Annotated in this window: 23 protein-coding genes; 11 read left to right on the top strand and 12 right to left on the bottom strand. The window is 70.0% G+C overall.

The window, feature by feature from the left end:
* Positions 1-7: 7 nt before the first annotated feature.
* From ML539_RS15430 to ispE, 9 genes are read right to left on the bottom strand one after another with little or no spacing between them, the layout of a single operon-like run.
* A complete protein-coding gene (locus ML539_RS15430) occupies positions 8-2,257 on the bottom strand; it encodes a HEAT repeat domain-containing protein (protein WP_279341538.1) in 2,250 nt (749 codons plus the stop codon).
* A 7-nt stretch (positions 2,258-2,264) separates the two neighbouring features.
* The gene (locus tag ML539_RS07225) at positions 2,265-2,939 is read right to left on the bottom strand and encodes an HD domain-containing protein (RefSeq protein WP_243322051.1); all 675 of its coding nucleotides are present in this window, start codon (positions 2,937-2,939) and stop codon (positions 2,265-2,267) included.
* On the bottom strand, positions 2,936-4,426 hold the full coding sequence (gene hutH / locus ML539_RS07220) for a histidine ammonia-lyase (RefSeq protein ID WP_243322048.1): 1,491 nt from the start codon (positions 4,424-4,426) through the stop codon (positions 2,936-2,938). Before hutH ends, ML539_RS07225 begins: the two co-directional genes overlap by 4 nt.
* Complete coding sequence (locus ML539_RS07215) at positions 4,423-5,685, bottom strand: MFS transporter (RefSeq protein WP_243322046.1); 1,263 nt, start codon at positions 5,683-5,685, stop codon at positions 4,423-4,425. Before ML539_RS07215 ends, hutH begins: the two co-directional genes overlap by 4 nt.
* Before the next feature lie 38 nt (positions 5,686-5,723).
* Entirely contained in the window at positions 5,724-8,165 is a 2,442-nt protein-coding gene (locus ML539_RS07210; RefSeq protein WP_243322045.1) for a PAS domain S-box protein, read from the bottom strand.
* Between the two features lie 48 nt (positions 8,166-8,213).
* Complete coding sequence (locus ML539_RS07205) at positions 8,214-9,272, bottom strand: ABC transporter permease (protein WP_243322042.1); 1,059 nt, start codon at positions 9,270-9,272, stop codon at positions 8,214-8,216.
* A 2-nt stretch (positions 9,273-9,274) separates the two neighbouring features.
* Entirely contained in the window at positions 9,275-10,219 is a 945-nt protein-coding gene (locus tag ML539_RS07200) for an ABC transporter ATP-binding protein (RefSeq protein ID WP_243322039.1), read from the bottom strand.
* A gap of 37 nt (positions 10,220-10,256) precedes the next feature.
* Positions 10,257-11,795 (bottom strand): NAD(P)H-dependent oxidoreductase, encoded by a 1,539-nt coding sequence (locus tag ML539_RS15660; protein WP_243322038.1) that lies wholly within the window; start codon positions 11,793-11,795, stop codon positions 10,257-10,259.
* 51 nt (positions 11,796-11,846) lie between these two features.
* Positions 11,847-12,701: a 4-(cytidine 5'-diphospho)-2-C-methyl-D-erythritol kinase gene (gene ispE / locus ML539_RS07190; RefSeq protein WP_243322036.1), complete on the bottom strand. Its 855-nt coding sequence runs from the start codon at positions 12,699-12,701 to the stop codon at positions 11,847-11,849.
* Between the two features lie 20 nt (positions 12,702-12,721).
* Between ispE and ML539_RS07185 the strand changes: the two genes are divergently transcribed.
* A complete protein-coding gene (locus ML539_RS07185; protein ID WP_243322033.1) occupies positions 12,722-13,711 on the top strand; it encodes a GNAT family N-acetyltransferase in 990 nt (329 codons plus the stop codon).
* 100 nt (positions 13,712-13,811) lie between these two features.
* On the opposite strand, the gene map is transcribed toward ML539_RS07185, so the two are convergent.
* The gene (gene map, locus ML539_RS07180; protein WP_347710747.1) at positions 13,812-14,609 is read right to left on the bottom strand and encodes a type I methionyl aminopeptidase; all 798 of its coding nucleotides are present in this window, start codon (positions 14,607-14,609) and stop codon (positions 13,812-13,814) included.
* A gap of 46 nt (positions 14,610-14,655) precedes the next feature.
* Between map and ML539_RS07175 the strand changes: the two genes are divergently transcribed.
* The 5 genes from ML539_RS07175 to ML539_RS07155 are packed head-to-tail and all read left to right on the top strand — an operon-like array spanning position 14,656 to position 18,101.
* A complete protein-coding gene (locus ML539_RS07175; RefSeq protein ID WP_243322030.1) occupies positions 14,656-15,009 on the top strand; it encodes a hypothetical protein in 354 nt (117 codons plus the stop codon).
* Entirely contained in the window at positions 15,009-15,632 is a 624-nt protein-coding gene (locus ML539_RS07170) for a hypothetical protein (RefSeq protein ID WP_243322028.1), read from the top strand. The genes ML539_RS07175 and ML539_RS07170 overlap by 1 nt, the downstream gene beginning before the upstream one ends.
* On the top strand, positions 15,629-16,918 hold the full coding sequence (locus ML539_RS07165; RefSeq protein WP_243322026.1) for a hypothetical protein: 1,290 nt from the start codon (positions 15,629-15,631) through the stop codon (positions 16,916-16,918). Before ML539_RS07170 ends, ML539_RS07165 begins: the two co-directional genes overlap by 4 nt.
* Before the next feature lie 2 nt (positions 16,919-16,920).
* Entirely contained in the window at positions 16,921-17,460 is a 540-nt protein-coding gene (locus ML539_RS07160) for a DUF1697 domain-containing protein (RefSeq protein WP_243322025.1), read from the top strand.
* A 35-nt stretch (positions 17,461-17,495) separates the two neighbouring features.
* Entirely contained in the window at positions 17,496-18,101 is a 606-nt protein-coding gene (locus tag ML539_RS07155; RefSeq protein ID WP_243322023.1) for a TMEM175 family protein, read from the top strand.
* Between the two features lie 21 nt (positions 18,102-18,122).
* Here ML539_RS07155 and ML539_RS07150 read toward each other — a convergent pair whose 3' ends face one another.
* The gene (locus ML539_RS07150; RefSeq protein WP_243322021.1) at positions 18,123-19,193 is read right to left on the bottom strand and encodes a DUF3187 family protein; all 1,071 of its coding nucleotides are present in this window, start codon (positions 19,191-19,193) and stop codon (positions 18,123-18,125) included.
* Positions 19,194-19,459: 266 nt separating this feature from the next.
* On the opposite strand from ML539_RS07150, the gene ML539_RS07145 reads away from it, so the two are divergent.
* Positions 19,460-19,756, top strand: a complete 297-nt coding sequence (locus ML539_RS07145; RefSeq protein ID WP_243322019.1) for a helix-turn-helix domain-containing protein — start codon at positions 19,460-19,462, stop codon at positions 19,754-19,756.
* Here ML539_RS07145 and ML539_RS07140 read toward each other — a convergent pair.
* Positions 19,744-20,208, bottom strand: coding sequence for an Lrp/AsnC family transcriptional regulator (locus ML539_RS07140; RefSeq protein ID WP_243322017.1), 465 nt, complete (start codon positions 20,206-20,208; stop codon positions 19,744-19,746). The two genes, ML539_RS07145 and ML539_RS07140, sit on opposite strands and share 13 nt — an antisense overlap.
* A 77-nt stretch (positions 20,209-20,285) precedes the next feature.
* On the opposite strand from ML539_RS07140, the gene ML539_RS07135 reads away from it, so the two are divergent.
* The 4 genes from ML539_RS07135 to ML539_RS07120 all read left to right on the top strand — a co-directional run bounded on the left by ML539_RS07135 (position 20,286) and on the right by ML539_RS07120 (position 25,889).
* The gene (locus tag ML539_RS07135) at positions 20,286-21,500 is read left to right on the top strand and encodes an aminotransferase class I/II-fold pyridoxal phosphate-dependent enzyme (RefSeq protein ID WP_243322016.1); all 1,215 of its coding nucleotides are present in this window, start codon (positions 20,286-20,288) and stop codon (positions 21,498-21,500) included.
* A gap of 83 nt (positions 21,501-21,583) precedes the next feature.
* Positions 21,584-22,294: a DUF1835 domain-containing protein gene (locus tag ML539_RS07130; RefSeq protein ID WP_243322014.1), complete on the top strand. Its 711-nt coding sequence runs from the start codon at positions 21,584-21,586 to the stop codon at positions 22,292-22,294.
* 10 nt (positions 22,295-22,304) lie between these two features.
* Entirely contained in the window at positions 22,305-24,389 is a 2,085-nt protein-coding gene (gene recG / locus ML539_RS07125; RefSeq protein ID WP_243322012.1) for an ATP-dependent DNA helicase RecG, read from the top strand.
* Positions 24,390-24,569: 180 nt separating this feature from the next.
* Positions 24,570-25,889 (top strand): S8 family serine peptidase, encoded by a 1,320-nt coding sequence (locus ML539_RS07120; protein ID WP_243322010.1) that lies wholly within the window; start codon positions 24,570-24,572, stop codon positions 25,887-25,889.
* Positions 25,890-25,933: the final 44 nt, after the last annotated feature.

The following is a 25,933-nucleotide window of genomic DNA, read 5'->3' as shown; positions in this document are numbered from 1 at the left end:
ACGCCCCTCAGACCTGTTCCGTCAGCCCTATCAGGGCCTCGCGGAGCTCGCCCCGCGGTTCCGATTCGAGGACGCCTCTCAGGAGCGCTGCGGCGGCGGGTGTCCCCAGGTCCGCGAGGGCCCGGGCGGCCGCCAGCCGGACGGGAGCCGATTCCGTGCCAGTGAAGAAGCCCCGGCGCCGGACCAGCTCCGCCAGGGAGGGCTGGGCCTCAGGCGAGCCGATGGCCCCGAGGGTCTCGATGGCCTTGATCCGCAGCTTCTCCATGGCGCGGCGGTCCTGGGCGAACTCGGCGATGGCGGGCAGACCGGCCACGGACTTGAGCTGGCCCAGGGCGAAGAGCACCTCTTCGAGCGCGCCCGGATCGGTCTCCTTCACGCGGGAGATGAGATACGGTTCGGAGGCCGGGCCGCAGAGGCGCCACAGGGAGCGGATGGCCACCCGGCGGACCCGCGGCTCCGGATGTCGGAGCAGGGGCGCGATGGCGGGGAGGAGGCCGGCATCGCCGACGTCCGTGAGGAGGGTGAGGGCGTTCCGCACCAAGTACCAGGTGGGCGATTCCAGCGCCTGGAGGATGGGAGGAAGGGCCGCCGGGCCCATCTGGCGGATGGCCTCCACCAGCCGGCCCCGCTTCACGCGGTCCTCCTCCTGGCCCAGGTAGGTCATCAGGTGGTGGACCATGGGGACGCCGATGAACTCGAGGTAGGGGAAGACCTCCGAGGCGAGGTGGGCCCGGTCCATGCCGTGGAGGTGGGCCACCACGTCGTCGAGGACGCCCGGGCGGCGGAGGGCCTCCAGCAGCCGGTCGTAGGCCTCCTGGCGCCAGGGCTGGGGGTGGTCGAGGAAGGCGCAGGCCCCTTCGAGCTCCCGGACGTCGGAGAGGACCCGGTTGAGGTCGCCCCGGGTGACGTGGGCCCGGAGCAGGGTCTCCAGGGCCTCGGTGGTCCAGCGGTGGACCGGAGGATCGGGCTCCCAGGGGAAGTTGGCCTTGAGACCCTCGGCCAGGGGAGCCTCGATGTCCGGGGGCAGGCCCGGAGCGTGGGCCCACCGGGCGATCCCCGCCAGGGTCTGGGCGGACTGCAGGCGCAGCAGGCGCTCCTGGCGGAGGGCGTCCAGGAGCAGCTCCTGCACGCGGACGAAGTCGTCGATCCGGCCGAGGTCGAGCAGCTCCCGCAGGAAGGCCAGCCGCTCTTCCAGGGTGAGGTCGAAGAGGCAGCCCTCCTCGAGGACCTTCACGAGCCTCGCTTCGAGGCTGAGGTCCTCCCAGTTCACGCGCCGCAGGAGGAGGCCGATCTTGTTCGCGTCGTGCCTCTGGCCCCGAAGGAAGTCCCCGAGGCCGCCCCGGACCTGATCCTTGTCCGGCAGCAGGGCCAGGATGCCCTGGACCGGGCCCGCCAGCTGCCCCCACTCGGCCCCCTGGCCGAGCAGCCCGGCCACCGCCTGCTGCAGGAGGCCCCCTGCCAGGCCCTGAACCCCGGCGGCGAGCCCGGCGGGGTCCTGGGGGAGGGTGCCCAGACCGGCCAGCAGGCGGAGGAGGGTTCCCGGGCCGAGGCCCGAGAGCACCTCCCGCAGCGTGTCCAACTGATCGGCGGAGGGGTGGTCCGGTCCAAAGCCCAGCTCGGTGCCCAGGGCGCCGAGGCCTCCCAGGTGGAGGGGCTGGAAGTCCTGGAGGAAGGCCAGCTCGTCGGCCTCGGCGGCACCGGGCCCTGCGCCCATCGGCAGGGAGAACAGGAGGGCCTCCCGGATGGCCTTCACCAGCGGATCCTCGACGGGCGGGGCCTGGACCGAGGGGGCGCGGTTCAGCTCCCGGTCGGGCTCCTCCCCCTCGTCGCCCTCCAGCACCACCTGGTAGCGGACCTGGGTGATCTGGACGCGCTTCACGCCCGCAGCCAGCAGCATGCTCTCGAGCCCGCCCAGCTCCTGGACCCGGGTAGGCCGGGTCCCCAGGGCCTCCACCAAGGCCCCGAACTCGTCCAGCGTCACCCCGCGCTCGACGATGAAGCCGCTCACGCCTCGCTCGGTGACCTGCCGGACGAGGGCGGCGAGGTGCGGGCTGCGGTCGTCCTGGGCCTCGCCATTGAAGAAGGGCCGCGTTCCCGAGACCACGAACTGGATCCGCGAGCGTTCCTCCAGCTGCTGCTGCAGGGTGGCATAGGCAGCGGTCACGGCGTCCCTGGAACGGGGGTGGGCCGCGGTGTACATCTGCAGGGACCGGAAGGCCACGGCCAGGCTCTGGGCCAGCTGGAGGACATCGCTCATATCGGGCTCATGGGGGAGTCGCCTCCATGGGATCGGACCATTCCCGGCGCAACTGGGCGTAGTGGGCCTCCAGGAAGGCCAGGCGGCGCCGGCCCTCTTCGCGGGCCGGCTCCGTGTTGAAGCTCGCAGTGATGCCCCGGGCCAGCTCCAGCCAGGCCTCGCCGCGGCGGAGGATCTCCGCCGTGGTGATGGGCTGGAAGGCGCCGCTGATGCAGCCGAAGTGGATGAGGCTCGCGGCGCCGATCTTGCTCAGCTTGTCGCAGTCCCAGAGGCAGGCGGTCTCCACGGGCTCCAGCCGCTTCGTGAGCTTCAAACCCACGTGGTGTTCGATGGCGTGGCGCACGGCGGGGATCTTCCCCGGCGGGAAGTCCGTGGCCGAAAGGATCTCCTCCACTTGGGTCGAGGCGTCCTGGGCGTGGGTGTCCTTGGCGTGCGGATCCTTGAGCCGCTTGGCCACGTCATGCAGCCAGGCTGCGCACTCCACCACTTCGAGGTCCGCGCCCACCAGGGGCGCCAGCCACCGGGCCAGGAGCACCGCCGCGTAGGTGTGCTCGAAGCGGTAGTTGAAGATGGGCTGGTATTCGCCGTTCACCTGGTGGCCGATGCCCCAGAACCGGATGGCGTCGGCATCGGAGAAACGCCGGAGCGCCAGTTCGCAGGCAGGCCGCCAGGGGGTGGTCATGGGCAGACGTCCTGGTGGGCGCGGAGGGCGCCGAGGGTGGCGTCGATCTCCTGGAACATCACCCGGTCGGTCCAGGGGGCGCAGGCCTCCGCCAGGCGGGCAACCAGGGGCTGGAGGCCCGCGGCCGGGGCGAGCCCGAGGATGCGCAGCCCCTCGAGGGCCATGCGGGCCTCGATGGCCAGCACCTGCTCGAGGGCGTCCACGGCGCGCAGCAGCTTGCGGGCGGCGATGGGGCCCATGCTGACATGGTCCTCCTTCCCGGCGCTGGTGGGGATGGTGTCCACGCAGGCCGGATGCGCCAGGCCCTTCATCTCGCTCACCAGGGCGGCCGAGGTGACATGGGCCATCATGAAGCCGGATTCGAGGCCGCCGTTCTGGGTGAGGAAGGCCGGAAGGTCCGAATAGGCCGGGTTCACGAGGCGCTCCTGCCGGCGCTCGGAGATGCTGGCGAGGTCCGCCGCCGCGATGGCGAGGACATCGCAGGCGAAGGCGGGATACTGGCCGTGGAAGTTGCCACCGGAGCGGGACTCCTGAGTGTCTGTAAAGATCATCGGATTGTCCGTGGCGCTGTTGAGTTCTCGCTCGAGGATGGCCCCGGCGAACTGGAGGGCGTCCCGCGTCACGCCGTGAACCTGGGGGATGCAGCGCAGGCTGTAGGCGTCCTGCACGCGGTGGCAATCCTTGTGGCTTTCCGAGATCTCGCTGGAGGCGCCCAGGATGCCTCTCATGCGCTCGGCCACCTCGATCTGGCCCGGGTGGGGCCGTGCGGCGTGGATGCGGGGATCGAAGGCGGCACGGGTGCCGCGCAAGGCCTCCAGGCTGAGGCCCGCGATCTCGTCGGCGAGGTCCGCCAGGCGCGCGAACTTCTCCGCGGCCAGGTTGCCCAGTGACGTGATGAGCTGGGTGCCGTTGATGAGGGCGAGTCCCTCCTTGGCCTGGAGGGTCACGGGCTTCAGGCCTGCCTTCGCCAGGGCCTCGCCGCCGGGGATGTGCCCTGTTCCGGACCACGCCAGCCCTTCGCCCACGAGGAGCAGGGCCATGTGGGCCAGGGGGGCCAGGTCGCCGCTGGCGCCCACGCTGCCCTGGCTGGGCACCACGGGCACGATGTCGCGGTTGAGGCATTCCGCCAGCAGCCGGATGGGCTCGGGACGGATGCCGCTGTGGGCCTTCAGCAGGCAGTTGATGCGCGCGGCCATGAGGGCCCGGGTCTGGTCCTTGGGCAGGGGCTCGCCCACGCCGGCGGCGTGGCTGCGCACGAGGTTGAGCTGGAGCTGCTGGAGCTGGTCCGGGGGAATCACCACCGTGGCGAACTGGCCGAAGCCCGTGTTGATGCCATAGACCGTGCGGCCCTCGGCCACGATGCGGTCCACCACGGCCCGGTTCTCCGTCACGAGGGCCAAGGCGCCTTCGTCGAGGGCGACGCCCTCGCCGGCGGCGATGCGCGTCAGCAGCGTGGCGGTGAGAGAGCGTCCATCGAGGCGGATCATGCGGGCACCTTGCGGGAGAGGGTGAGGGCGAGGAGGAGGGCGAGGCCCATGGTGAGGCCGGCCACCGTGTACGAGGCCTGGCCGCCCCAGCGGGCGAAGGCGAAGGTGCCGACGGCTGGGCCGATGATGCGGCCCAGGCCCGTCATGGCGTTCAGCACGCCGAAGAGGCTGCCCTGGTCCTCCGGCGGGGTCAGCCGGCTGGCGAGGGCCGAACCGGCGGTGTTGCTCATGCCGCTGCCCCAGGAGAGGGGGATGAACAGCAGCACGAAGGGCCACATCCAGGCGGCCTTGGGCATGAGGGGCAGGGTGATGCCCAGGATGAGCAGGCCGGCGATGAGGGCCATCCGCTCGGGGATGCGCTTGGAGACCATTCGCACGAGGCCGCCCTGGTAGATCACCATGAGGATGCCGATGCCGGCGAAGAGGAAGCCCACCTCCCGCTGGTGGAAGTCGAACCGGGCATGCACGAGCAGGGCGAAGGTCCCCTCCATCATGGAGAAACCCGCCATCGCGAGCAGGGACACGATCAGCAGCTGGGGCATGCCCGGGCGCTTGAAGGCCTTCACCAGGGCATGGCCGCGGGTCTCGCGGGAGCGTGCCCGCGCAGCATGGTCGAGGGTCTCGGGAACCCACAGGGCCACCAGGAGAGAGGCGGTCAGGGACAGACCCGCCGCCACGAAGAAGGGCAGGTGCCAGCCGCGGGTCGCGAGCAGGTGATGCCCGAAGGCGCTGCCGCTGAGGATGCCGGCCATGGCGGGGCCCAGCACGAAGCCCAAGCCGAACGCGGCGCCGATCATGCCCATGGCCTTGGAGCGCTCCTCCGGGGCCGAACTGTCCGCCATGGCCGCCTGGGCCACTGAGATGTTGCCGCCGGTGATGCCATCCAGGATGCGCGCCGCCAGCATCCACTCGAAGCGGCTGGTGAGGGCCAGCATCAGGTAGCCGATGGCCGACCCCACCAGGCTCATCCACAGCACGGGCTTTCGCCCCACCTTGTCCGAGGTGCGGCCCAGGATGGGCGAAGCGATGAATTGCATGAGGCTGAAGCTGAGGAAGCCTACACCAGCCCAGAAGGCTCCCGGTGTCGTGCCCGTGCCGCCGAGGCCGAGGAAATGGTTGACGCCCTCCATCCAGGCGCTGGGGTGGTCCGCGATCTCCTTGGCATAGAGGGGCAGGATCGGGATGACGATGCCGAAACCCAGGAGGTCGGTGAACACGGTGAGAAAGATGGCCAGCCTGGCGCGCTTGGAAGACGGCATGAGGATCTCCAGCCGACCAGTTTAGCTTGGGATGCGTCTCAGCTTCCCAGGGCTCTCTGGATGACGGCCTTCAGGTCCTTGAGCTGGTAGGGCTTCTGGAGGAAACCCGTCGGTCCGCCTTCGGGGAACGTCTGGAGGGAGTCCTGCTCTGAATACCCACTGCTGAGGACCACGGGGATGGTCGGATCCAGGTTCCGCATGGTCCGGAAGGCCTCCCGGCCATCCAGGCGGGGCATGGTGAGGTCCATGATCACCAGATCAAGGTTCTTCCCGTGCTCACGGAATCGCTCCAGGGCCTCGAGGCCATCCTGGGCGACCAGCACCTGGAACCCGAGTGAATCGAGGGCCGTTCCCGTGCTCCGGAGGATCTGCTCCTCGTCGTCCACGAGGAGCACGAGCCCCCGGAAGGGCGCCGGCTCGGGATGCGAGGCCTGCCTGGACCTGGAAGCGGGGGCTTCGTCCGCGGCGGGGAAACAGAGCCTGAACCGGCTGCCCCGGCCGACCTGACTGGTGATGTTCAGGCCGGCGCCGTGGCCGCGGAGGATCCCGAGCATGGCGGAGAGACCGAGTCCCCGGCCCGCGGCCTTGGTGGTGAAGAAGGGATCGAAGATGCGGTCCATCACCTCGGGCGTCATGCCGCAGCCCGTGTCCTCGACTTCGAGAAGCACGTGGCGCCCTGGTCGGGGAGCCTCGAGCCTGAACTCGTTCCGGAGGGTCGAGGCGTCGAGATCCCGGGCCGAGGTGGTGATGTGGATGGTGCCTTCCTGGTCGCCTATGGCGTCGGAGGCGTTGGTGACCAGGTTCATGATCACCTGCTGGAACTGGGCCGCGTCGGCTTGGATGGCCGGGAGGTCGGCGGCCAGCTCCAGGTGGAGGCGGACCTTCTTGGAGATGGATACTTCGAGCAGGTGGGTGAGGTCCTGGACGACGGCGTTGAGGTCGTGGGGCCGGACCTCGAAGTGGCCCCGTCCCGAGTAGGCCAGCATCTGCTTCGTGAGTTCGGTGGCGCGCAGAATGGCCGCCTCCATGTTGGCGAGGTAGGGCCGGGCCGGGGCGGTTTCGGGGAGCTTGAGCTGGGCGAGGTTCAGGTTGCCCAACACCACGGTGAGCAGGTTGTTGAAGTCATGCGCGATGCCTCCCGCCAGCACGCCCAGGCTCTCCAGCTTCTGGCTCTGGCGCAGCGCCTCCTCGGCGCGCCGGCGGTCCGTGATGTCGAGGAGGTAACCCAGGTGGTAGCCGGGGTCCGACCCCTGCCCGGCCACCGAGGTGCTGAAGTCGTAGAACCACCGGTATTCCCCGGCAGCCGTCCGCAGCTGGTATTGCTGCTCGTAGTGGGTCTGGCCCCGGGCCCTGAAGGCCGCCGCGGCCAGGTGGATGGCCTCCACCTCATCGGGATGCACCAGGCTGTTGTAGGGAACCCGGCCGCTGACGAGGTCCTCCGGGGTGTACCCCAGGATGGCCTGGACGTTGGGGGACACGTAGTCCACCGGCCACCCCTCGGCGGCGCGCCAGCGCACCACCATCACGGGTCCGCCCACGAAGAGTCCGCGCTCCGCCTGGAGCGCCTGCTCGACGGCCTTGCGATCCGAGATGTCCCGGGTGATGGAGAGCAGGCAGGGCGTGCCATCCACCTCCATGATCTTTCCGGACATGAGGCCCGTGAGGAGGCTGCCGTCCTTGCGGCGGAAGGGGGCCTCGAGGCCCGTGAACTCCCCGTGGTCGCGGATGAGGCGTACGGCCCGTTTCCGGTCCTCGGGCTGGGCCCAGACCATCAGGTCCAGGGCGGTCCGGCCCAGGGTCTCCTCCCGCGTCCACCCCGTGAGGCGCGTGAAGCCGTCGCTGATGTCCAGGTAAGTGCCATCGTCCAGGCTGGTCAGGTTGATGGCGTCCGGGCTGGCCTGGAAGACCTTGGTGAATTTCTCGCCGCTGACGCGGAGGGCGTCCTCGGCGGACCTCCGCTCGATGGCCATGGCCACCTGGCCGGACACATAGACCAGCAGATCCCGCTCTTCCGGGGTGTACCTCCGGTCGCCTTCGTAGATCTGGATGGCCAGGACGCCGAACACACCCTCGCTGCCCACCAGAGGCACCCCCAGCCAATCCAGGAAATCTGTCCCGAACGGCTCCACCGCCATGGAGGCCTCCAGTCCCCGGAGGACTTCCGTGTCCAGAAGCAGGGGCTGCTCCGTGCGGAGTACGTACTCCGTGAGCCCTCGCCGAAGCCGCCTCGGCTCGGGTTTGGGGTCCTGCGCGTCCACGAAATAGGGGAAGGAGACGGTGTCGGAGGGCTTGTCCCACAGGGCGAAGTACAGGTTCTCGGCCGGCATGAGGTCCCGCACGATGGTGTGGACCCGTGCGTAGATCTCCTGGAGGTCGGTGGCGCGAAGCGCCGCCTCTGCGATGCGGTAGGTGGCGTTCAGGTAGCGGCGTACCAAGGCCAGGGCCTCGGCGGGATCCTGGGGTTCCCCTGGCGGATGCATGGGGCCGTTATCGGGTCATCTGCCACCCAGCTGTAGAACTGGACGGGTTCAGGCCCATCGGAACCGCCGCACCGCCAGGGCGAAGGCCGCCAGGCCCCAGACGGCCACGATGGCCAGGCCGGCCCCGTGCCCGGCCAGGGAACCCCCATCGTTGAACACCGCCCGCAGGGCCCGCAGGAAGGGGGCCAGGGGCGCCATGGCCACGGCGTGCTGGAGCCAGGCCGGGGCGGAATCCAGCGTGAAGTAGACGCCGCTCAGCAGCATGAGAGGGAAGAACACCAGGTTCGAGATGGCCGCGTAGCCCTCGGAGGTGTCCGCAAAGCCGCTGAGGGCGAAGCCGAAGGCCATGAAGCAGCCCGTGCCCAGGGTCATGATGAGGAACAGGTCGATGAACGAGCCCTGGTTCTCGATGCCGAAGACCAGGCGGCCCACCAGCAGCAGGATGGCGGCCTGGATCACCGTCACCGTCAGGCGGTGCAGCACCTGGCCCAGGAGGAAGATCCACTTGGGCAGCGGCGTGACGGCCAGGCGGCGGAACTTGCCCTTCTCCCGGTAGGACACGTTCACCATGCCCACGCTGAAGAGCCCCATGCTGACGAGGTTCAGTCCCAGCAGGCCCGGCAGCAGGAAGGCGGCGTAGTTGGCGGAGTGCTTGTGGCCGGGGCTCTCCACCGAGACGGGGATCCGCTGGGGCTCGGGCGACCCGCTCAATCGCGCCTGGGCCATGAGCCAGGCCTGGTTCACCAGTCCCGCCGTGGCGCCGGCCTGGGCCATGAGGTAGCTGTTCAGGCGCAGGCGGTAGCCCGCGCCATCGGTCTCGAGCTGGGCGGCGGTCTCGCCCCGCGCCCAGCGGGCCTCGGCCTCGGCCTTCGGGAGGGTCTGGACCTTGAGCTGGACATCGGCCAGGGCCTGGTCCAGGGCCGAGTCCTGTGGGCCCGGAGCCGGGGCCTGTACGCGGACCACGGAGAGCTTCGGCCCGCCGCCGTCCCGGAAGATGACGCCGAAGCCCAGCAGCAACACCACCGGGAAGGCGAAGGTCCAGAACATGGCCACGCGGTCCCGGCGGTAGAGCCGCCATTCCATCGCGAACTGGCGCCAGAGCATCATCACTACTCCCTCAGGCTGCGGCCGGTGCGGTGCAGGAAGACGTCCTCCAGCGTGGCCCGCCGGATGTGGACCTGCTGGAAGGGAACGGCGGCAGACTCAGCAGCCTCCAGCAGGCGCGGCAGCAGGGCCTTGGGATCCGGCGTGGGGATCTCCCAGAGGTCCGCGCGCCGCTCCACGGCCTGGTCCAGTCGCGCCGCGAAGGCCGCCGGCTCGGGCGCGTCGCCCTCGAAGGTCAGCTCCACCACGCTGGGAATGGCCAGGTCCGAGATCAGCGAGGCCGGCGTGCCCGTGGCGATGACCTTGCCGTGATCCATGATGGCCAGCCGGTCGCAGAGCGCCTCGGCCTCGTCCATGTAGTGGGTGGTGAGCATCACCGTCCGACCCTCGGCCTTCATGCGGCGCACCACGTCCCACAGGCTGCGCCGGGCCTGGGGATCGAGGCCCGTGGTGGGCTCGTCCAGGAAGACCAGCTCCGGGTCGTTCACCAGGGCCAGGGCCAGGGCCAATCGCTGCTGCTGGCCGCCGCTGAGGGTGATGTGGTAGGCGTCGGCCTTCTCCTGGAGCTGCACCAGCTCCAGCAGCTCGCCGGTGCCCCGGCGCTTCGGGTAGTAGCTGCCGTAGAGGTCCAGGGCCTCCCGGGGCGTGATCTTGTTGAAGAGGCTGGTGCTCTGGAGCTGGACGCCGATTCGGGCGCGGATCTCCTGTCCCTGCTTCGCCCAGGTGAGGCCGAGGATCTCGATGTCACCGGCATCCGCGCTGGTGAGGCCCTCGATGATCTCCAGCGTGGTGGTCTTGCCCGCGCCGTTGGGACCAAGCAAGCCGAAGACCTCGCCCCGGGCCACCTCCAGGTCGACGCCGTCCACGGCCACCACCTTGGGAAAGGCCTTGCGGAGGCCGCGGATTCGCAATGCGGAGCCGGACATGGACACCTCGGAACCCACCATCATGCCCGGGTTCGATTCGATGTGCGCACAGGAAGGCGGGTCAGGACAAGTGGACCAGCGGGATGATCCCGAACCACAGGAGGTAGGTCAGGGCCAGGGCCATGATCCCGTCGATGCGCTCGCAGGGCGCGCCGCGGCGGAGGTAGCGGAGGATGGCGCGGACCAGCAGCAGCGCGTGGGGGAGGGCCAGGAAGATGGCGAGCCCGCTGGTACCGGCGAAGATCCCCAGTCCCTGCCAGGCCACCCCGCAGGCGGCCGCGGCCACGGTGAAGACCAGGGCGGCCCAGGCGGCGCCCCGGCGCCCCAGGAGCACCGCCAGCGTCCGCTTGGCCACGGCCCCGTCCGCCTCATGATCCGGCAGGGCGGAGAGCGTGATGGCAGAGAGCGTGGCCAGGAAGAGGGGCAGGCCCATGAGCCAGGGGAAGGGATCCCGCCAGACGCCCGTCTGGAGCAGGCCCCCCACGAAGATGGCCGCGAAGCTGTGGGTGAGGCCCACATCCAGCTCCCCCAGGCCACGATAGACGAGCTTGAGGGGCGGCACCGTGTACCCCACCGCGAGGACGGCCAGGGCGAGCATGGCCGAGAGGCCCGGACCGGCCGGAGCCAGGGCGGCGCCCAGGGCCGTCAGCCCAGCGCCCAGCGCCAAGGCCAACGCGGCCATGGCCCGCCGGACGCTCTGCGGATGGAGCTCTCCGTCCGCCAGCAGGCGGCTGCCGCCGTTGAAGGGACCCGCGTGGCGGTTGAGGCGGTCCGTGCCCTGGTCGAACCAATCGTTGCTGACGACGGTAAGCGCCTCCATCAGGAAGAGGCAGAGATAGCCGAGCCAGTAGATCCGGGTCGAAAAGGCGCCCCCGTGCCGCGCCGCCGCCAGGGCGCCGATGGTGTAGGCCACCCAGGCCATGGGGTAGAACTGCAGGCGGAGCAGGCGTAGCCAGGCTCCGGTCCGGTGCAGGAACGCATGGCGGCGGAGCCGGCCTGGCAGGCGCTGCGCCTCCGCCCGGGCCCGATCCAGCCACCGGGCCCGCACCTCGGCGGTGGAGGACTTCACGGGGGCGAAGGTGGAGATGAAGGTGGGTGCCACGCCGCAGAAGCCCAGGGTGGCGCGCCGCATGGCCTGGTGGCCGGGCTGGCGGTAGATGAGCCGGTAGGCCCAGGTCGGCGTGTCCAAGGTCACCAGCAGGTGGGCCGAGCGCCCCTTCAGCAGCTTCGCCCAGGTGGCGGGGTCGTCCTCGTCGGCCGCGAAGGCGAAGCCGGGCGTGAGCACACGATCGAGGAAGCCCTTGAGCAGGGCGGGCACGGTGCCCCACCAGGCCGGGTAGACGAAGACCAGGTGGTCGGCCCAGCGGATCAGGGCCTGGGCCCGGGCCAGGTCCGGCTCCAGGGCCTGGTCCCGGGGCGAGGGCGTCCGCACATTGGGCTCGAAGGCGAGGCTCGCGAGGTCCAGGCGCAGCACCTCGAAGCCCGCGGCCCGGGCGCCCGCCGCGTAGGCCGAGGCCAGGGCCCCGCAGAAGCTTTCCACGCGGGGGTGACCCAGGATCACGAGGATCCGGCGGGCCCGCTGTTCCGAGGATGCCGGCACAAGCCCTCCCTGGGGACCGGGCCATCCTACTCCTGGAGTTCCTGGAGCGGGTCAGATGCGCCAGAGGCCCCAGTCGGGCTGGAGGCCGGAGATCCGCCCTGCGGCCTCGTCCCGGGCCCGGATGCTGTCGTACCGGGCCGCCCAGCAGCTGCCCGAGCCGCAGAGCAGGGGCTCGCCGCTGGTGTCGCGCAGGGCGTCGCGTACTTCGGCCAGGGGCGGACACACCCACAGGGCCGCGCCTGTCAGGTCGTTGCGCCAGGGTGGCGCAGCGCCCTCGGGCTGGGAGGCCAGCGCCTCGGGGAAGGGGTAGCCCACGTCCTGGATGGCCCGATACACGCTCGGTGTGCTTACATGCAGGCCGGGGTGGACCAGCAGGATGGGTTCCAGCGGCACAGGCCGCAGGGGGAACACCCGCTCGCCCCGGCCCAGGCCCAGTACGGTGCCGCCCAGGAGGAACAGGGGCACGTCGCTGCCCAGGCGGGCCGCGAGGCCCAGCAGCACCGTGTCAGTGAGGCCCAGGTCGAACATCCGGTTCCCCAGCCGCAGGGCCGCTGCCGCATCGCTGCTGCCGCCGCCGAGGCCGGCGCCGTGGGGGATGCGCTTCTCCAGGCGCAGGACCGCGGGCAAGGGGCGCTGTGCGGCCTCCTCCAGGAGGCGCCAGGCCTTGATCACGAGGTTCGACTCGTCCGCCGTGAGGCCCTGGCCGGTGGGGCCGGTGATCTCGAGCGCCAATACCTGCGCGGGCTCGCCCGCGAGCGTATCCGTCAGCTCGGTCACACCCTCCAGCACGGTGGTGACCAGCTCCAGCTCGTGGAAGCCGTCCGCCCGCCGCCCGAGCACGGCGAGGAAGCGGTTGAGCTTGGCGGGGGCCTGGACCGTGAATCCCATGGCTCCAAGGTAGCGCATCGCTCCGCTAGGCTGGTCGGATGGTCCTCTTCTTCCGCACCCTCTGGAAGCTGCTCACGCTCTGGCGCCGTCCGGGACTCGATCCCCTGGATGTCTCCGTGCTGCATTTCCGGGTGTGGCCCAACGACCTGGACATGAACGTCCACATGAACAACGGGCGCTTCCTCAGCATCATGGACCTGGGCCGGTTCGACCTCACGTTCCGGACCAGGCTGGGCCGGGCCATGCTGGGCCACCGCTGGAAGCCCCTGGTGGGCGGCATCACCATGCGCTACCGCCGCAGCCTCGAGCTGTTCGAGCCCTTCACCCTGCACACGCGCCTGCTGGGCTGGGACGAGAAGTGGGTCTTCCTGGAGCAGCGTTTCCTGAAGCGGGACGGCGATCTTGCGGCCGAAGGTGTCGTGAAGGCCCTCTTCCGGGGGAAGGCCGGCAACGTCCCCCTGGCCGAGGTGCTGCGCCTGATGGGCTACGACGGGCCCCAGCTCGACGTGCCGGAGCACGTCCGCCGATGGGCGGAGGGTAGCGCTCCTGCCCGGCCAGCCACCCCCGGGATGCCAGCTCACCCGGATGGCTACCGCATCTCCCTGGATTCGGGGGAGCTCCAGATCGACGTGATCCACGGCTACCTCACCCGCAGCTACTGGTCCCCGGGCATCCCCCGCGAGGTGGTGGCACAAGCTGTGAGCCACAGCCTGTGCGTGGGCGCCTATGCCTCCGATGGCGCCCAGGTGGGTTTCGCAAGACTCGCCACGGACCACACCACCTTCGGGTACCTGGCGGACGTGTTCGTGCTGGAGGAGCATCGAGGCCGGGGGCTATCGAAGGCCATGGTCCGTGCCCTCATGGACCTGCCCGAGGTGAAGGGCATGCGCCGCCTGATGTTGGCGACCCGCGACGCCCACGGCCTCTACGCCAAGCTGGGCTGGAGCCCTGTCACCGATCCCTCTCCCTTCATGCAGGTCCAGCGCAGGGACCTCTACCAAGCCCAGGACCCGAGTCCTGAAGGCTGAATGCCGGCAGGCGAAGAGGTGGCGGGGAAAACGCGTGCGCGTTTTTCGTATGCGCGCGGACGCAGCCCGCGCGCCTGAGGACTGATCCCTGAGGGCTGCCCTACAGCCCGTCCTCGAGCTCGAACTCCGGATCGGGAATCGAGAGGATTTCCGGTCCGTCCTTGGTGATGGCGATGTCGTGCTCGAACTGGGCAGAGAGCTGGCCGTCGCGGGTGCGGACGGTCCAGCCGTCGGGCTCCACCAGGCACTTGTGGCTGCCGAGGTTGAGGATGGGCTCGATGGTGATGGTCATGCCCGGCTCCATGCGGAAGCCGGTGCCTGGCCGCTGGTCCGCGAAGACCACCTGGGGATCCTCGTGCAGGTCGCGCCCCAGGCCGTGGCCGATGTACTCGCGCACCACGGAGTAGCCGCGCTCCTCCGCGAAGGTCTGCACGGCCGTGGCCATGTCGCCCAGGCGCTCGCCGGGGCGGCAGTGCTCAATGCCCACGTACATCGCCAGCTGGGCCGTCTGGATGAGGCGGCGGGCCTCCTCGCTGATCTTTCCCACGCCCACGGTGAGGCAGGTGTCGCCATGGAAACCGTCCAGCTTGGCGCCGCAGTCGATGGCGATGATGTCGCCCTCCTGGAGCACGTACTTGGAGGGGATGCCATGCACCACCTTGTCGTTCACCGATGTGCAGAGGGTGGCGGGGAAGCCGTGGTAGCCCTTGAAGCTGGGCGTGGCGCCCTGCTGGCGGATGTAGGCTTCGGCCACGCGGTCGATCTCCAGGAGGCTCACGCCGGGCTTGGCGGCGCGGGCGGCCAGGCGGAGCGCGTTGGCGGCCACGCGGCCCGCCTCGCGAAGCTTCTCGATCTCCTTGCGGCTCTTGTAGCGGATCTGTTCTCGGATCAGGACCATCTTGCCCTCGGTCACCAGTCTAGCGGGGTGGCGGTAGAATGTCGGCATGGCGCGACCTCCGAAGACCCTGGTGACGATAACCCTGCTGGCTTCTGCCCTGGTGGTGGGCCTGATGGCCTGCCGCGGCGTTCCGGCAAGGCCCGCCTCGGTCTCCCAGGAGGCCATGTGGTGCCCGGAATCGAAGGAAGGCATCTTCCTCAAGGTGGGAGGCCACCAGGGCACCCTCTGGCAGCTGGAAATCTGGGACCGCAAGGGCCGCTCCCTGGCCTCGGGCTCCTTCCGGCTGCGCGGCTTCGCCAAGGCCAAGATCGTTCCCGAGGAAGTGGTGTCCTGGCAGAACGGCGTCCTGCAGCTGAAGGACGGCACCGTGCTGGTGCAGGAAGCCCCGGCCGCGCCCTGATGTCCTATACCCGCGAGGAGAAGGACTGGCTGGAGCGCGAGTGGGCCTTCCGGGCCTGGGGCCGCGCCGGCCTGCTCAGCACCGACGACTACCGCCAGGTGCTGGCCTGGGAGGCCGAAGGCGTGCCCATGGACCTGGTGGTGTCCGCCCTCAACGCGTTCTTCGATCGCCGCGGGAAGCGTGAGAAGCCCCGCACCTTCGTGGCCCTCAAGCACCTCGACCGCGACGTGACCAAAGCCGTGAAGCTCCGGGAAGCCGTGGTCCGCGCCGGGCCCGAGCTGGATGCGGGCAGGGGCTGGGACCAGGTCAAGAAGCCTCTGGGAGGCGACCCCGCCGCGAAGGCGGCCTTCGAAGCCTGGCAGCGCCTGCGGGTCGTCGCGCCCTCGCCGGAGTCCGCGGGCTACCTGGCCCATCACGACCAGGAACGGGAGGCTCGCGCCGCCCTCCTGGCCCTGGCCGAGGACGCCCTCGGGCCGGCCGCCGAAGGCCTGAAGGCCGAGCTGCGACAGCGCCTGGAAGCTTCCGACATGAAGGAAGGCAGCCTGGTGTGGAAGCGGGCCTGGAACCACCACTGGGCCCGCCTCGTGGCGGCCGCCTGGAACCTGCCGCTGGAGGGCGCATGACGGTCGACCCCCGCTGGCAGCAGCAGCTGGAGGCTCCGACGGAGCATTTCTTCGGGGCCTTCGCGACCCAGCTCGCCCAGTCGGACGGCCTGCGTGACGGGGTGCGCGAGGCGGTGAAGACCCTCGTCCCCCGCATTGACTGGGAGGCCTACCTGCCCCACGTGCCGCACGGCATCCTCGGCCTGCGGGCGGTGCTGCGCCTGCAGCCGCTGCTGAGCGAGGCGGGCTTCCACCGGGCCCTGGCCACGCAGCTGCACATGGCCGCCCACGAAGGGCGCCGGTCGCCCCAGAACCTGGCCCAGGTGTCGGCGGCCAAGGGCAGCGGCCACTGGCCGAACCTGGAGGCCTTCATCCAGTCCCGTCGGCCCGGCCTGGCCTACGCCGAGGCCCAGGGCTTCGACCATCCCGCAGAAGCCGACTTCCAGCGCCTTCGCGGGCTCACCGAGCTGGACATGGCCACGGTCGGGCACAAGGCGGTGGTGTGCGACCATCTCGCCGACCTGCACGAGCGACTGGAGCGGCCCAAAGCCACCGGGCGGAGGCTCCTCGGCTTGGCGGCCTGGGTGGCGGCCTCGCCGGAGGACACCTTCTGGGCCCGCCGCGCCGCCAAGCGGCTGGGTGACGCGTCGAGCGTGCCCTGGGCCCCGGCCACGCTCGACGCGGCGGCCTGGGAATCCCAGGTGCGCGAGATCTGCGACCTGGGCCTCGTGGCGCTCCTGGATCCCTTCACGGCCCGGCTGAAGGCGGGCCAGGGAAGCGGGGACACACTGGCGGCCCTGGTCCTGGCCGCTTCCGAGAAGCAGCTGGACGCCCGGCGGGACCTGGAGGGCAAGACGGCGTGGACGTACGTCTACCTGGCCGCCGTGGCGCGCGCCCGCTCCGCGGACCCGCGCATCTGGTGCCAGGCCGCGGCCCTGGTGAACCTCTTCCCCACGGATGAGCCCGAGGAGCGGGTGCGGGCCGCCCGGGTCGCGGATCCGGACGCCGGGGCCCTGACGGAGGCGATCCTGGACGTGGAGCCGGCCCTGGCCATGGCCCATGCCGGTGGGCTGGCCAAGGCAGGCCGTGCAGAGGCGGCCCTGGCCGCCCTGGCCGAAGCGGCGGTCCAGGACGATCCCACCTTCAACCACGCCCACCAGGTGCTGGCGGTGGCCGCCGCCGCCGACCTGCTGCCCGATCTGCCGCTTCCCGCGCAGGAGGCCATGGTCGTGGCCCTGGCCAAGAGCCTCGCCAACAGCCAGGGCAGCGGCGACCTGGGACGGCTGGCGGATCGGGCGCTGGGATAGCCATGCCGAAGACTTTCGCCTTCCTCCGCGCCATCAACGTCGGAGGCCACATCGTGACCATGGCCGATCTGAAGGCGCGCTTCCAGGAACTTGGCCTGCAGGGCGTGGAGACGTTCATCGCCAGCGGGAACGTGGTTTTCGAGGCGGGCCGGGCTGGCGAGGCGTCCCTGGCGGCGCGCCTCGAGGCGCACCTGGAGGCCAAGCTGGGGTTTCCCGTGGCCGTGTTCCTGCGCTCCGGCGCGGAACTGGCGGCCCTGGTGGTCGGCTGCCCCTACGATGCCTTGGAACAGGCGGAGGCCCGGGCCATGAACGTGATCTTCCTCCGGGCCCCGCTCACGGGAACCCAGGCGGCCCGCCTCCGCAGCCTGGAGACGGCGGAGGACGACTTCCGCTTCCACGGCCGCGAGGTGTGGTGGCGCTGCCGCACCAAGCAGAGCCAGTCCGCCTTTTCCAACGCCGTCTTCGAGAAGGCCTTGGGCCTGAAGGCGACGTTCCGGGGCCTTCCCACGCTCCAGCGGCTGGTGGTCAAGCACCTGTCCTAGCCAGGTCGTGAAACAATCGCGGATCCGAGGAGTTCATGGGCAAGAACCGGCTGGAAGCCTTCAGTGACGGCGTGATGGCCATCATCCTCACCATCATGGTGCTCGAGCTGAGGGCGCCCCACGGCGACTCCTTCGCGGCCCTCCGGCCGCTCCTGCCCACCTTCGTGGGCTATGCGCTGAGCTTCATCTACATCGCCATCTACTGGAACAACCACCACCACATGCTCCATGCGGCCAGGAAGGTGAACGGGCCGATCCTGTGGGCCAATACGCACCTGCTGTTCTGGCTCTCCCTGGTGCCCTTCGCCACGGCCTGGATGGGGGGCAACCACTTCGCGGCCGGGCCCGTGGCCCTCTACGGGTTCATCCTGCTCATGGCCGGCCTGGCCTACTACCTGCTGAGCCGATGCCTGATCCATCACCACGGCAGGGGATCGCTTCTCGAGGCGGCCGTGGGCGGGGACTTCAAGGGAAAGATCTCCGTCGCGATCTATGCCGCCGCCATCCTCCTGTCCTTCGCCAACCGCTGGGCCGGGTTCGCCCTCTACTGGGTGGTCGCCCTCATCTGGCTGGTGCCGGACCGGCGCATCGAGAAGATCCTGGCCCGCGAGGCCGCCGGGGAGGATGGCTCCAGGCGCTGACGGGAGAGAACAGGATCCAGGTCAGAACCGGTACGTCGCGCCCAGGGCGAAGGAGGCGTCGTCGGTGTTCTCGTGGTGGGTGATGTTGTTCACGTAGCGGAAGGTCAGGGTGGTCCGGGAGTTCAGATAGGCATGGAAGCCCAGGTCGTGCTGGAGGCTGTTGTCGTGCAGCTTGGCAAAGGGCTGGGGCGTGCTGAAGCCACTCAGGAAGTAGAGCTGGAGGAAGGGCTGGATCACCTTGTTGCGGCGCCCCTGCCAGGTCAGATGGGCACCCAGATCGGACGTGTAGTCGAGCTGGTTGTAGGCGGCGTTGCCGCGCCCCCGGTGGGTGTAGGCGGCGCCGGCGTAGATCACCTGGGTGGCGGAGGGCTGCCACCAGCCGCTGAGCCCGCCCTCGACGTCCCAGCCTGACTTGAACGAGTTGTAGGTGCGGGCAAGGGGTGGCTTCACCGTGAGGGTGGCGCTCAGGCCCGTGGTCGCATCCTGGTGGATCAGGTGGACCAGGCCGAACAGGGGGTCCTGGACGCGGGTGGGCTGGGCGCCCTCCCGCACGAAATCCAGGCGTCCGTACCGGATGGTGGCCACCACGGCCTGGTTGCGAGCCACCTCGGTGCGCCCCCACTGCTCGAAGCCGAAGGTCTTGTGGAAGGCCTCGATGGGGGTGTCCAGGTCGCCTCCGCCGTGGCGCTCCACCGGCAGCTCCGCCCAGACATCCGTTCGGTCGGTGAGGCCACGCCGCACCTGGAGGGTGGTCCGGGCGATCTCCTCGTCGAAGTAGAAGATGAAAGGTGCGGTGGGATACTCGGCGGCCAGGGCCTCCAGGGAAGCCCGGTCCATGCGGTGGCGCCCCTGGAACCAGGCGGGCGGATGGTCCTTGATCAGGTCGGAGAACTCGAAGATGTTGGCCCGGACGTGGGTGAGGGTCACCTGCCAGCGACCCCGGCCGATGGGTCGCGGGGCCTGGGGCTGGTAGGTCATGGGGGCCTGGAGAAGGGTGAACATGTTCCGGGTGGGCAGAGGGCCCATCTCGGGGTAGGGCTCGTCCTGGGCCTGGAGGGACAGGCCGAGGGCCAGCGCGAGAACGGCGCGCATGGGAGGTGCTCCTTGGTTGAAGACGGGTCGATGACCCTCCCACGCCAGGCGGGGTGCCGCTGCCGATGGGTGATTGGGTGCCGGAGTCGTCCGGATTGTGCTTTCTTTCGGGAAGCCTATTTCCCTATGAAAGCAATAGTGAGATCGCTGCTTCCCCTTGTCAAGCAGCTTTCTTTGGGATAGTTTTGTGGTGCCGCCGGGTTTTCCCCGGGCCCATGGACCGCCTCATGAACCTTCCTGAATCATCCAGCTGCCGGTGCTTCCGCATGGCCATCGACCTGCTGGGCAAGCCCTGGACGGGGCAAATTCTGTGGGTCCTCCAGGAAGGGCCACTCCGGTTCAACGAGCTGGCCGCCCGGGTTCCCGGCATCGGGGAAAAAGTGCTTTCCGCCCGGCTGAAGGAACTGGAGTGCCAGGGCCTGCTGGTGCGCCGTGTCCTGCCCACCACGCCCGTGCGGGTGGAGTACGAGCTCACCTGCAAGGGGCAGGGCTTCCGCCAGGTTGTGGAGGCGGTCACCCAGTGGGGAACCCAGATCGTGGACGCTGAGGATCAGGCCCGGTAGTTCGGCATCGCGGCGCCCTTGGCCCACTCGAAGATGAGGCTGGTCTGGATGTGGGCCACTTCAGGGCGGGTGGTGAAGGCGTCCAGGGCCAGGTCGCGCAGGTGGTGGGCGTCCCGTACGGCCACGTGCACCTGGAAGTCGTGTGTGCCGGCCACGTGGAAGACAGCCAGGACCTCAGGCAGGCCCATGGCGTGCTTCCAGAAGGCCTTCACCTGAGCCCGGCTATGCTGGCGCAGCTGCACGGCGATGAGGGCCTGGAGGCCCACACCCAAGGCTCCCGGGTCCACGTCCGCATGGGCGCCCATCAGCACGCCCTCGGAACGCAGGCGCTGCACGCGGGCCAGGCATGAGGACGGCGCCAGACCCACCGCGCCGGCCAATTCCTTATTGGATAGGCGAGCATCCTTCTGTAATAGGCTCAATATGTCGCAGTCGATTCGGTCAAGTTCCATGAATGGCATCATTCCACGAAAAAGATTCGGGGGATTACCGAATTCATGAAACCTACATTGGGGATAGGAGTGTCCCCATGTCCAAGCCCAACACTGCCCTGTCCATCGAGACCCAGGCCGTCCACGCCGGCCGCGAGGTGCTCCACGAACAAGGCGTCCACGCCCTGCCCATCGACCTCAGCAGCACCTACCCCCTGCATGACCTGGATGAGGGCGGCCGCAGCCTGGAGGCCATGGCCATGGGCGGGCTGCCCATCGGGAGCCCCGTCTATTCCCGCCTCTACAATCCGACCACCGCCCGCTACGAACAGGCCCTGGCCCAGCTGGAGGGCGCCGAGGAGGCCGTGGCCTTCGGCTCGGGCATGGCGGCGGTGACCGCCTGCCTCATGGCGGCGAAGGCCCGGGGCGGCCATGTCGTGGCCGTCCGCCCGCTCTATGGCGGCACGGATCACCTGCTGGCCTCCGGCATGCTGGGCCTCGAAGTGACCTGGGCCGAGGCCGACGGCATCGCCGCCGCGATCCGCCCCGACACGGCCATGGTCATCGTGGAGACGCCCGCCAATCCCACCCTCGCGATGGTGGATCTCGACGATGTGGTGCGGCAGGCGGGCAAGGTCCCCGTGCTGGTGGACAACACCTTCGCCACGCCCATCCTGCAGAACCCCATCCAGCAGGGCGTGACCCTGGTCCTCCACAGCGCCACCAAGTTCCTGGGCGGGCACGGCGACGTGCTGGCGGGCATCGTGGCCACCAACAACGACTGGGCCACGGAGCTGCGCAAGGTCCGCGTCATCACCGGCAATGTGCTGCATCCCCTGGCGGCCTACCTGCTGCACCGCGGCCTGCCCACGCTGCCCCTGCGCGTGCGCGCCCAGCAGGCGGGCGCCCAGGTGATCGCCGAGCGCCTGGCGAAGCATTCCGCCGTCTCCGCCGTCCACTTCCCGGGCCTGCCGGGCCAGGATCCCAAGGGCCTTCTGGGCCGCCAGATGAAGGGCCCTGGCTCCCTCATGGCCTTCGAACTGAAGGGGGGCTTCGAGGCCGCCGCCGTGGTGATGGCCGAAGTGAAGCTCATGACGCCGGCGGTGTCCCTGGGCAGCGTGGACACGCTCATCCAGCACCCGGCCGCCCTCACGCACCGCGTGGTGGACTCAGAGGCCCGCGAGCACAGCGGCATCTCCCAGTCCCTCATGCGCCTCTCCGTGGGCCTGGAGAGCCCCGAGGATCTGTGGGCGGACCTGGAGCAGGCCCTGGCCAAGGCCATGGCGAAGCAGGCGGTGGGCTCCGCCCGCTGAAGGCAGCGATTCGTCCGAGATAGGGCCGGCAGATCGATTGACCCGGGTCGTATGCTTTGGGTGTCTCCATTCCGGGGAGGCCCATGGCTTCGCACGACAGCCTGATCCACCTCCACTGTGGCGATGCCGCAGCCGCGGTGCATCGGCGGTCCGGCCTGCCCGGCGCCGTGCGTGTCTGCCGGGATTCCCCGGCGGTGGGTCCCTGGACGTCCGATGCCTCCCGGCTGCCCGGATTGAGGGCCGACTGGTGGGATCTGCCCGAGGGTGAGGACCCGCCAAGGCTCGTCCTGGACGACCTGGGCGGCACCGCCGAGCCCGTCCTCTGGTTCGGCCCGGATCCCTGGGAGCAGGCCTGCCTGCTATGGGTGCTCGCCGAGCTTCCCGAGGGCACCCTCGCTGACCTGGTCCCCCTGGAGCGGGGCGTGTCGCAAACCGCCCCGGCTGCTCTGCCTGGCCTGTTCGCCGGACGGGTCCTGCTCGAGGAGGAGACGCTGACCCAGGCCCGGGGCCTCTGGAGCGCCTTCCTGGAGGGGGGTTGGCAGGCGCTGGCCGGCTGCGGCATCCCGGCCCTTCCCTGGATGGCCCGGGCCCTGGCGCGGCTCGCGGAGGATCATCCCATCGCCGGCCCCGGCCGGACCCGGACCCAGATCCGGGGCCTCGTGGACCGTGGGATCCTGGATCTGCCGGCCCTGATGACGGGCCTCCGGAAGCTGGAGGATCCCCGCCACGGGGCCTGGTACGGAGATCGTTACGTCGCCAAGATGGTGGAGTCCATAGAGGCGCGGCTAGGCTGAAACAGCCGCCATGACGCTCGCGCCCCTGCCCCTATCCACCAAGGTCACGGTCCTCCGGGGCCTGGGCCCCGCGCGGGCGGCGGCGCTGCAGGAAGCGGGCGTCGACACCCTGCGGGACCTGCTGTGGAGCCTGCCCTACCGCTACGTGGACCGGGGCAGCCTGCGGACCCTGGACAGCCTGGACCTGCGGGGCTTCGAGCCGGCGGATTCAGGCATCGTGACCGTCCTGGGCACCCTGCGGGATCTGCGCCAGAGCACCACGCGCGTGCAGCGCATGGCCCTCACTGAGGCCCTGCTGGAGGATGGCACGGGCACCCTGCGCCTCATCTGGTTCAACCAGCCCTACCTGGGCCGGTCGCTGAAGGTGGGCGACCGCCTGCTGGCCTTCGGTCCGCTCTCCGTGGGCCGCCAGGGTCTGGAGATGCGCGCCCCCCAGTTCGAGGTGATGGGCCGGGGCGAGGATCTCGCGTGGGTCCGGCGCTTCCTGCCCCTCTACCGCAAGCTGGGACCCATGCCGGGGCGGGCGCGGCAGAGGCTGGTGCAGGAGGCCCTGGGCCGGACCCACGCGGCGGAGGAGTGGCTGCCTCTCGAGCTGGCGAAGGATCTGCCGGACGCCATGACGGCGTTCCGGCTGCTGCACGATCCGCCGGACGGCAGCGATCCGGTCCTGCTGGAGAAGGGCCAGTCGCCCGCCCACGAGCGGCTGGCGGCGGAGGAGCTGTTCGCCTTCTCCCTGGGCGTGGCCCTGCGCCGCGCCGGGCGCCTGAAGCGCCGCGGCCTGGTGGTGCCCACCTCGCCGGAGCTGCGCGAGCGGCTGCGGTCCTTCCTCCCCTTTCACCTCACCGGAGCCCAGCGGCGGGCCTTCAAGGACATCGTGGACGACCTCACCTCGGGCCGCGTGATGAACCGCCTGCTCCAGGGCGACGTGGGCAGCGGCAAGACATTGGTGGCGCTGCTCTCCATGGCCATGGTCGCCGAGACCGGCGGGCAGGGAGCCTTGCTGGTGCCCACGGAGGTGCTCGCCCGCCAGCATGCCGCCAGCTTCCGGCGCTACCTGGGCGACCGGGCCGATTCCCTCCAGCTGCTCCTGGGCGGCATGAAGGCCGCGGAGAAGCGGGCGGCATTGGCCCGCATCGCCAGCGGAGAAGCCCGCTACATCGTGGGCACTCACGCCCTCTTCCAGGAGGCGGTGACCTTCCACAAGCTGCAGCTGGTGGTGGTGGACGAGCAGCACCGGTTCGGAGTGAAGCAGCGCGAAGCGTTGAAGGAGAAGGGTGGCGACCCGCACTGGCTGGTCATGAGCGCCACGCCCATCCCCCGCTCCCTGGCCCTGGCGATCTTCGGCGACCTGGACCAGAGCGTGCTGGACGAGCTTCCTCCGGGCCGCCAACCCATCACCACCAAGCTGCACAAGCCCGAGTTCGCGGAGCGTGCCTGGGAGCAAGTGCGGCGCGAGCTGGCCGAGGGCCGCCAGGCCTTTGTGGTGAGTCCGAGCATCGACCCCTCGGACGAAGGCAAGGTCCAGCTGCGCGACATCCAGGCCATGGAGGCCCTGCTGCGGGGCATCTTCCCGGACGTGGCGATTGAGGTGGTCCACGGCCGGGTGAGGGCCGACGAGATGGCCGCCCGCATGGCGAGGTTCGCCTCCGGCGAGGCGAAGATCCTGCTGGCCACGACCGTCATCGAGGTAGGGGTGGATGTGCCCAACGCCACGGTGATGGTGGTGGACCACGCCGAGCGCTTCGGCCTCAGCCAGCTCCACCAGCTGCGGGGCCGGGTGGGGCGCGGCGCGCATCGCAGCCACTTCCTCATGATCAGCGGCTCGGAGACGGAGCGGCTTCAGACCTTGGTGGAGACCCAGGATGGCTTCCGCATCGCCCAGCGGGACCTGGAGCTGCGCGGCCCTGGGGAATTCTTCGGCGTGAGGCAGGCGGGGATGCCTCAGTTCCAGGTGGCGGACCTGGTGCGCGACCGCCGGCTCCTGGCTCGCTGCCGCGAGGCCGCCGACCGGGCGCTGGCGCACGGCCTCAGCGAGGCCCAAGCTGCTTGGCTGCATCGCGAGCAGGTGCGGCTGAGGCTGGCCGAGGTGAGCTGACCTCCGACAGGGGTGCGACGACCTGTGGGCAGGCACGCCTTCAGCGGATCCATGGGTTTGTTGACATGGTTTTTGTAAATGATCATGTTGTCGAGATGGCATCATTGTTTTTTTCTTGGTGAGAGCGTCTCGACACAACCCTGCTGCCGGCATACCGGCAGCCTTAAAAGGAGATGGACCATGAAGTCTCTTCCCGCCGGCATCTTCCTGGCCCTCGTCCTGGCCGGGGGCGCCGCCCTGGCAGCGGACGCCCCGCGCGCCTACCTGATCCTGGCCCGGACGCAGGGCCGGGGCAGCACCAATCTGGACGACCTGGTGAGCGCCGCCGGTGGCGCCATCACGGGTCGCCTTCCCGACATCGGTGTGGTGGTGGCGACATCCGCCAACCCGGGTTTCCTGGCGCAGGTGGCCTCCGATGCCCGGGTGCAGCAGGCCGCCGAAGACGTCGAGGTGCCGTGGCTTCCCGATGTGCGCGCCACAGCGGCGCAGGATTCCGGCCCCCAGGCCAATGGGCTCAACAGTGAGCCCTTCTGGGGGTACCAGTGGAACATCCGCCAGATCCAGGCCGACCAGGCGGCGCTCAACGGCGATCAGGGCTGGGGCGTGGCGCGCGCGCGCGTGGCGGTCCTGGATTCGGGCATCTGGAGCGGGCATCCCGACATCGGCCCCAACGTCAACCTCGCGCTGAGCCGGTCCTTCGTCCCCACCGAGGCCAACATCGACCCGATCGTGTACGGCTTCAACCATGGCACCCATGTGGCCGGGATCATCGCGGCGCCGATCAACGACCGCGGCACCCAGGGCGTGGCCCCCAAGGCCGAGATCGTCGCCGTCAAGGTGCTGCGAAGCGACACGGGCAACGGGTCCTTCTCGTGGATCATCTCCGGCATCCTCTACGCCGCCGGGCCCGAGGTCCGGGCCGATGTGATCAACATGAGCCTGGGGGCCACCTTCGATCGCATCAATGCCGGCGGCGGTGGGTCCGGCCCGCTGATCGCCGCCCTCAACCGGGCCATCGCCTACGCCACGGCCGCTGGCACCCTCTGCGTGGCCTCCGCGGGCAATGAAGGCGTGAACCTCGACAGCCGACTCTGGGCGATTCCGGCCCAGTCGGGCAACGGCATGGCCGTGTCCGCCACCGGGCCGTACGGGTTGGCGGATTTCGATCGGGCCGCCTCGTACACCAACTACGGGGTGTCCGTCGTGAATGTGGCGGCCCCGGGCGGAGACTTCGCCTCTGAAGCGGGGTATCCCTACGACATGGTGATCAGCCCTGCGGGGCGCTCCGCCACCGCGTGGGGCTACTACTTCGCGGCCGGCACCTCCATGGCGGCGCCGCATGTCTCCGGCGTGGCGGCCCTGATCGTGGGCAAGTACGGCAAGATGCCGCCCGCCGAGTTGAAGCGGAGGATCGAGCAGCGCGCAGACGACATCCTCAAGCCCGGCGTCGACCCCTATTCGGGCCGGGGTCGCGTGAACGCCCTGGAAGCCCTGCGCTGAAACCTGAAGGCTGGTGGATCCTCCCCGGGGCCGACCCTGGCCGG

The sequence above is a fragment of the Geothrix sp. SG200 genome, from assembly GCF_022808935.1.
Taxonomy (GTDB): domain Bacteria; phylum Acidobacteriota; class Holophagae; order Holophagales; family Holophagaceae; genus Geothrix; species Geothrix alkalitolerans.
The sequence above is the reverse complement of the archived record's forward strand: the minus strand, read 5'-3'. Positions and strand labels throughout refer to the sequence as shown.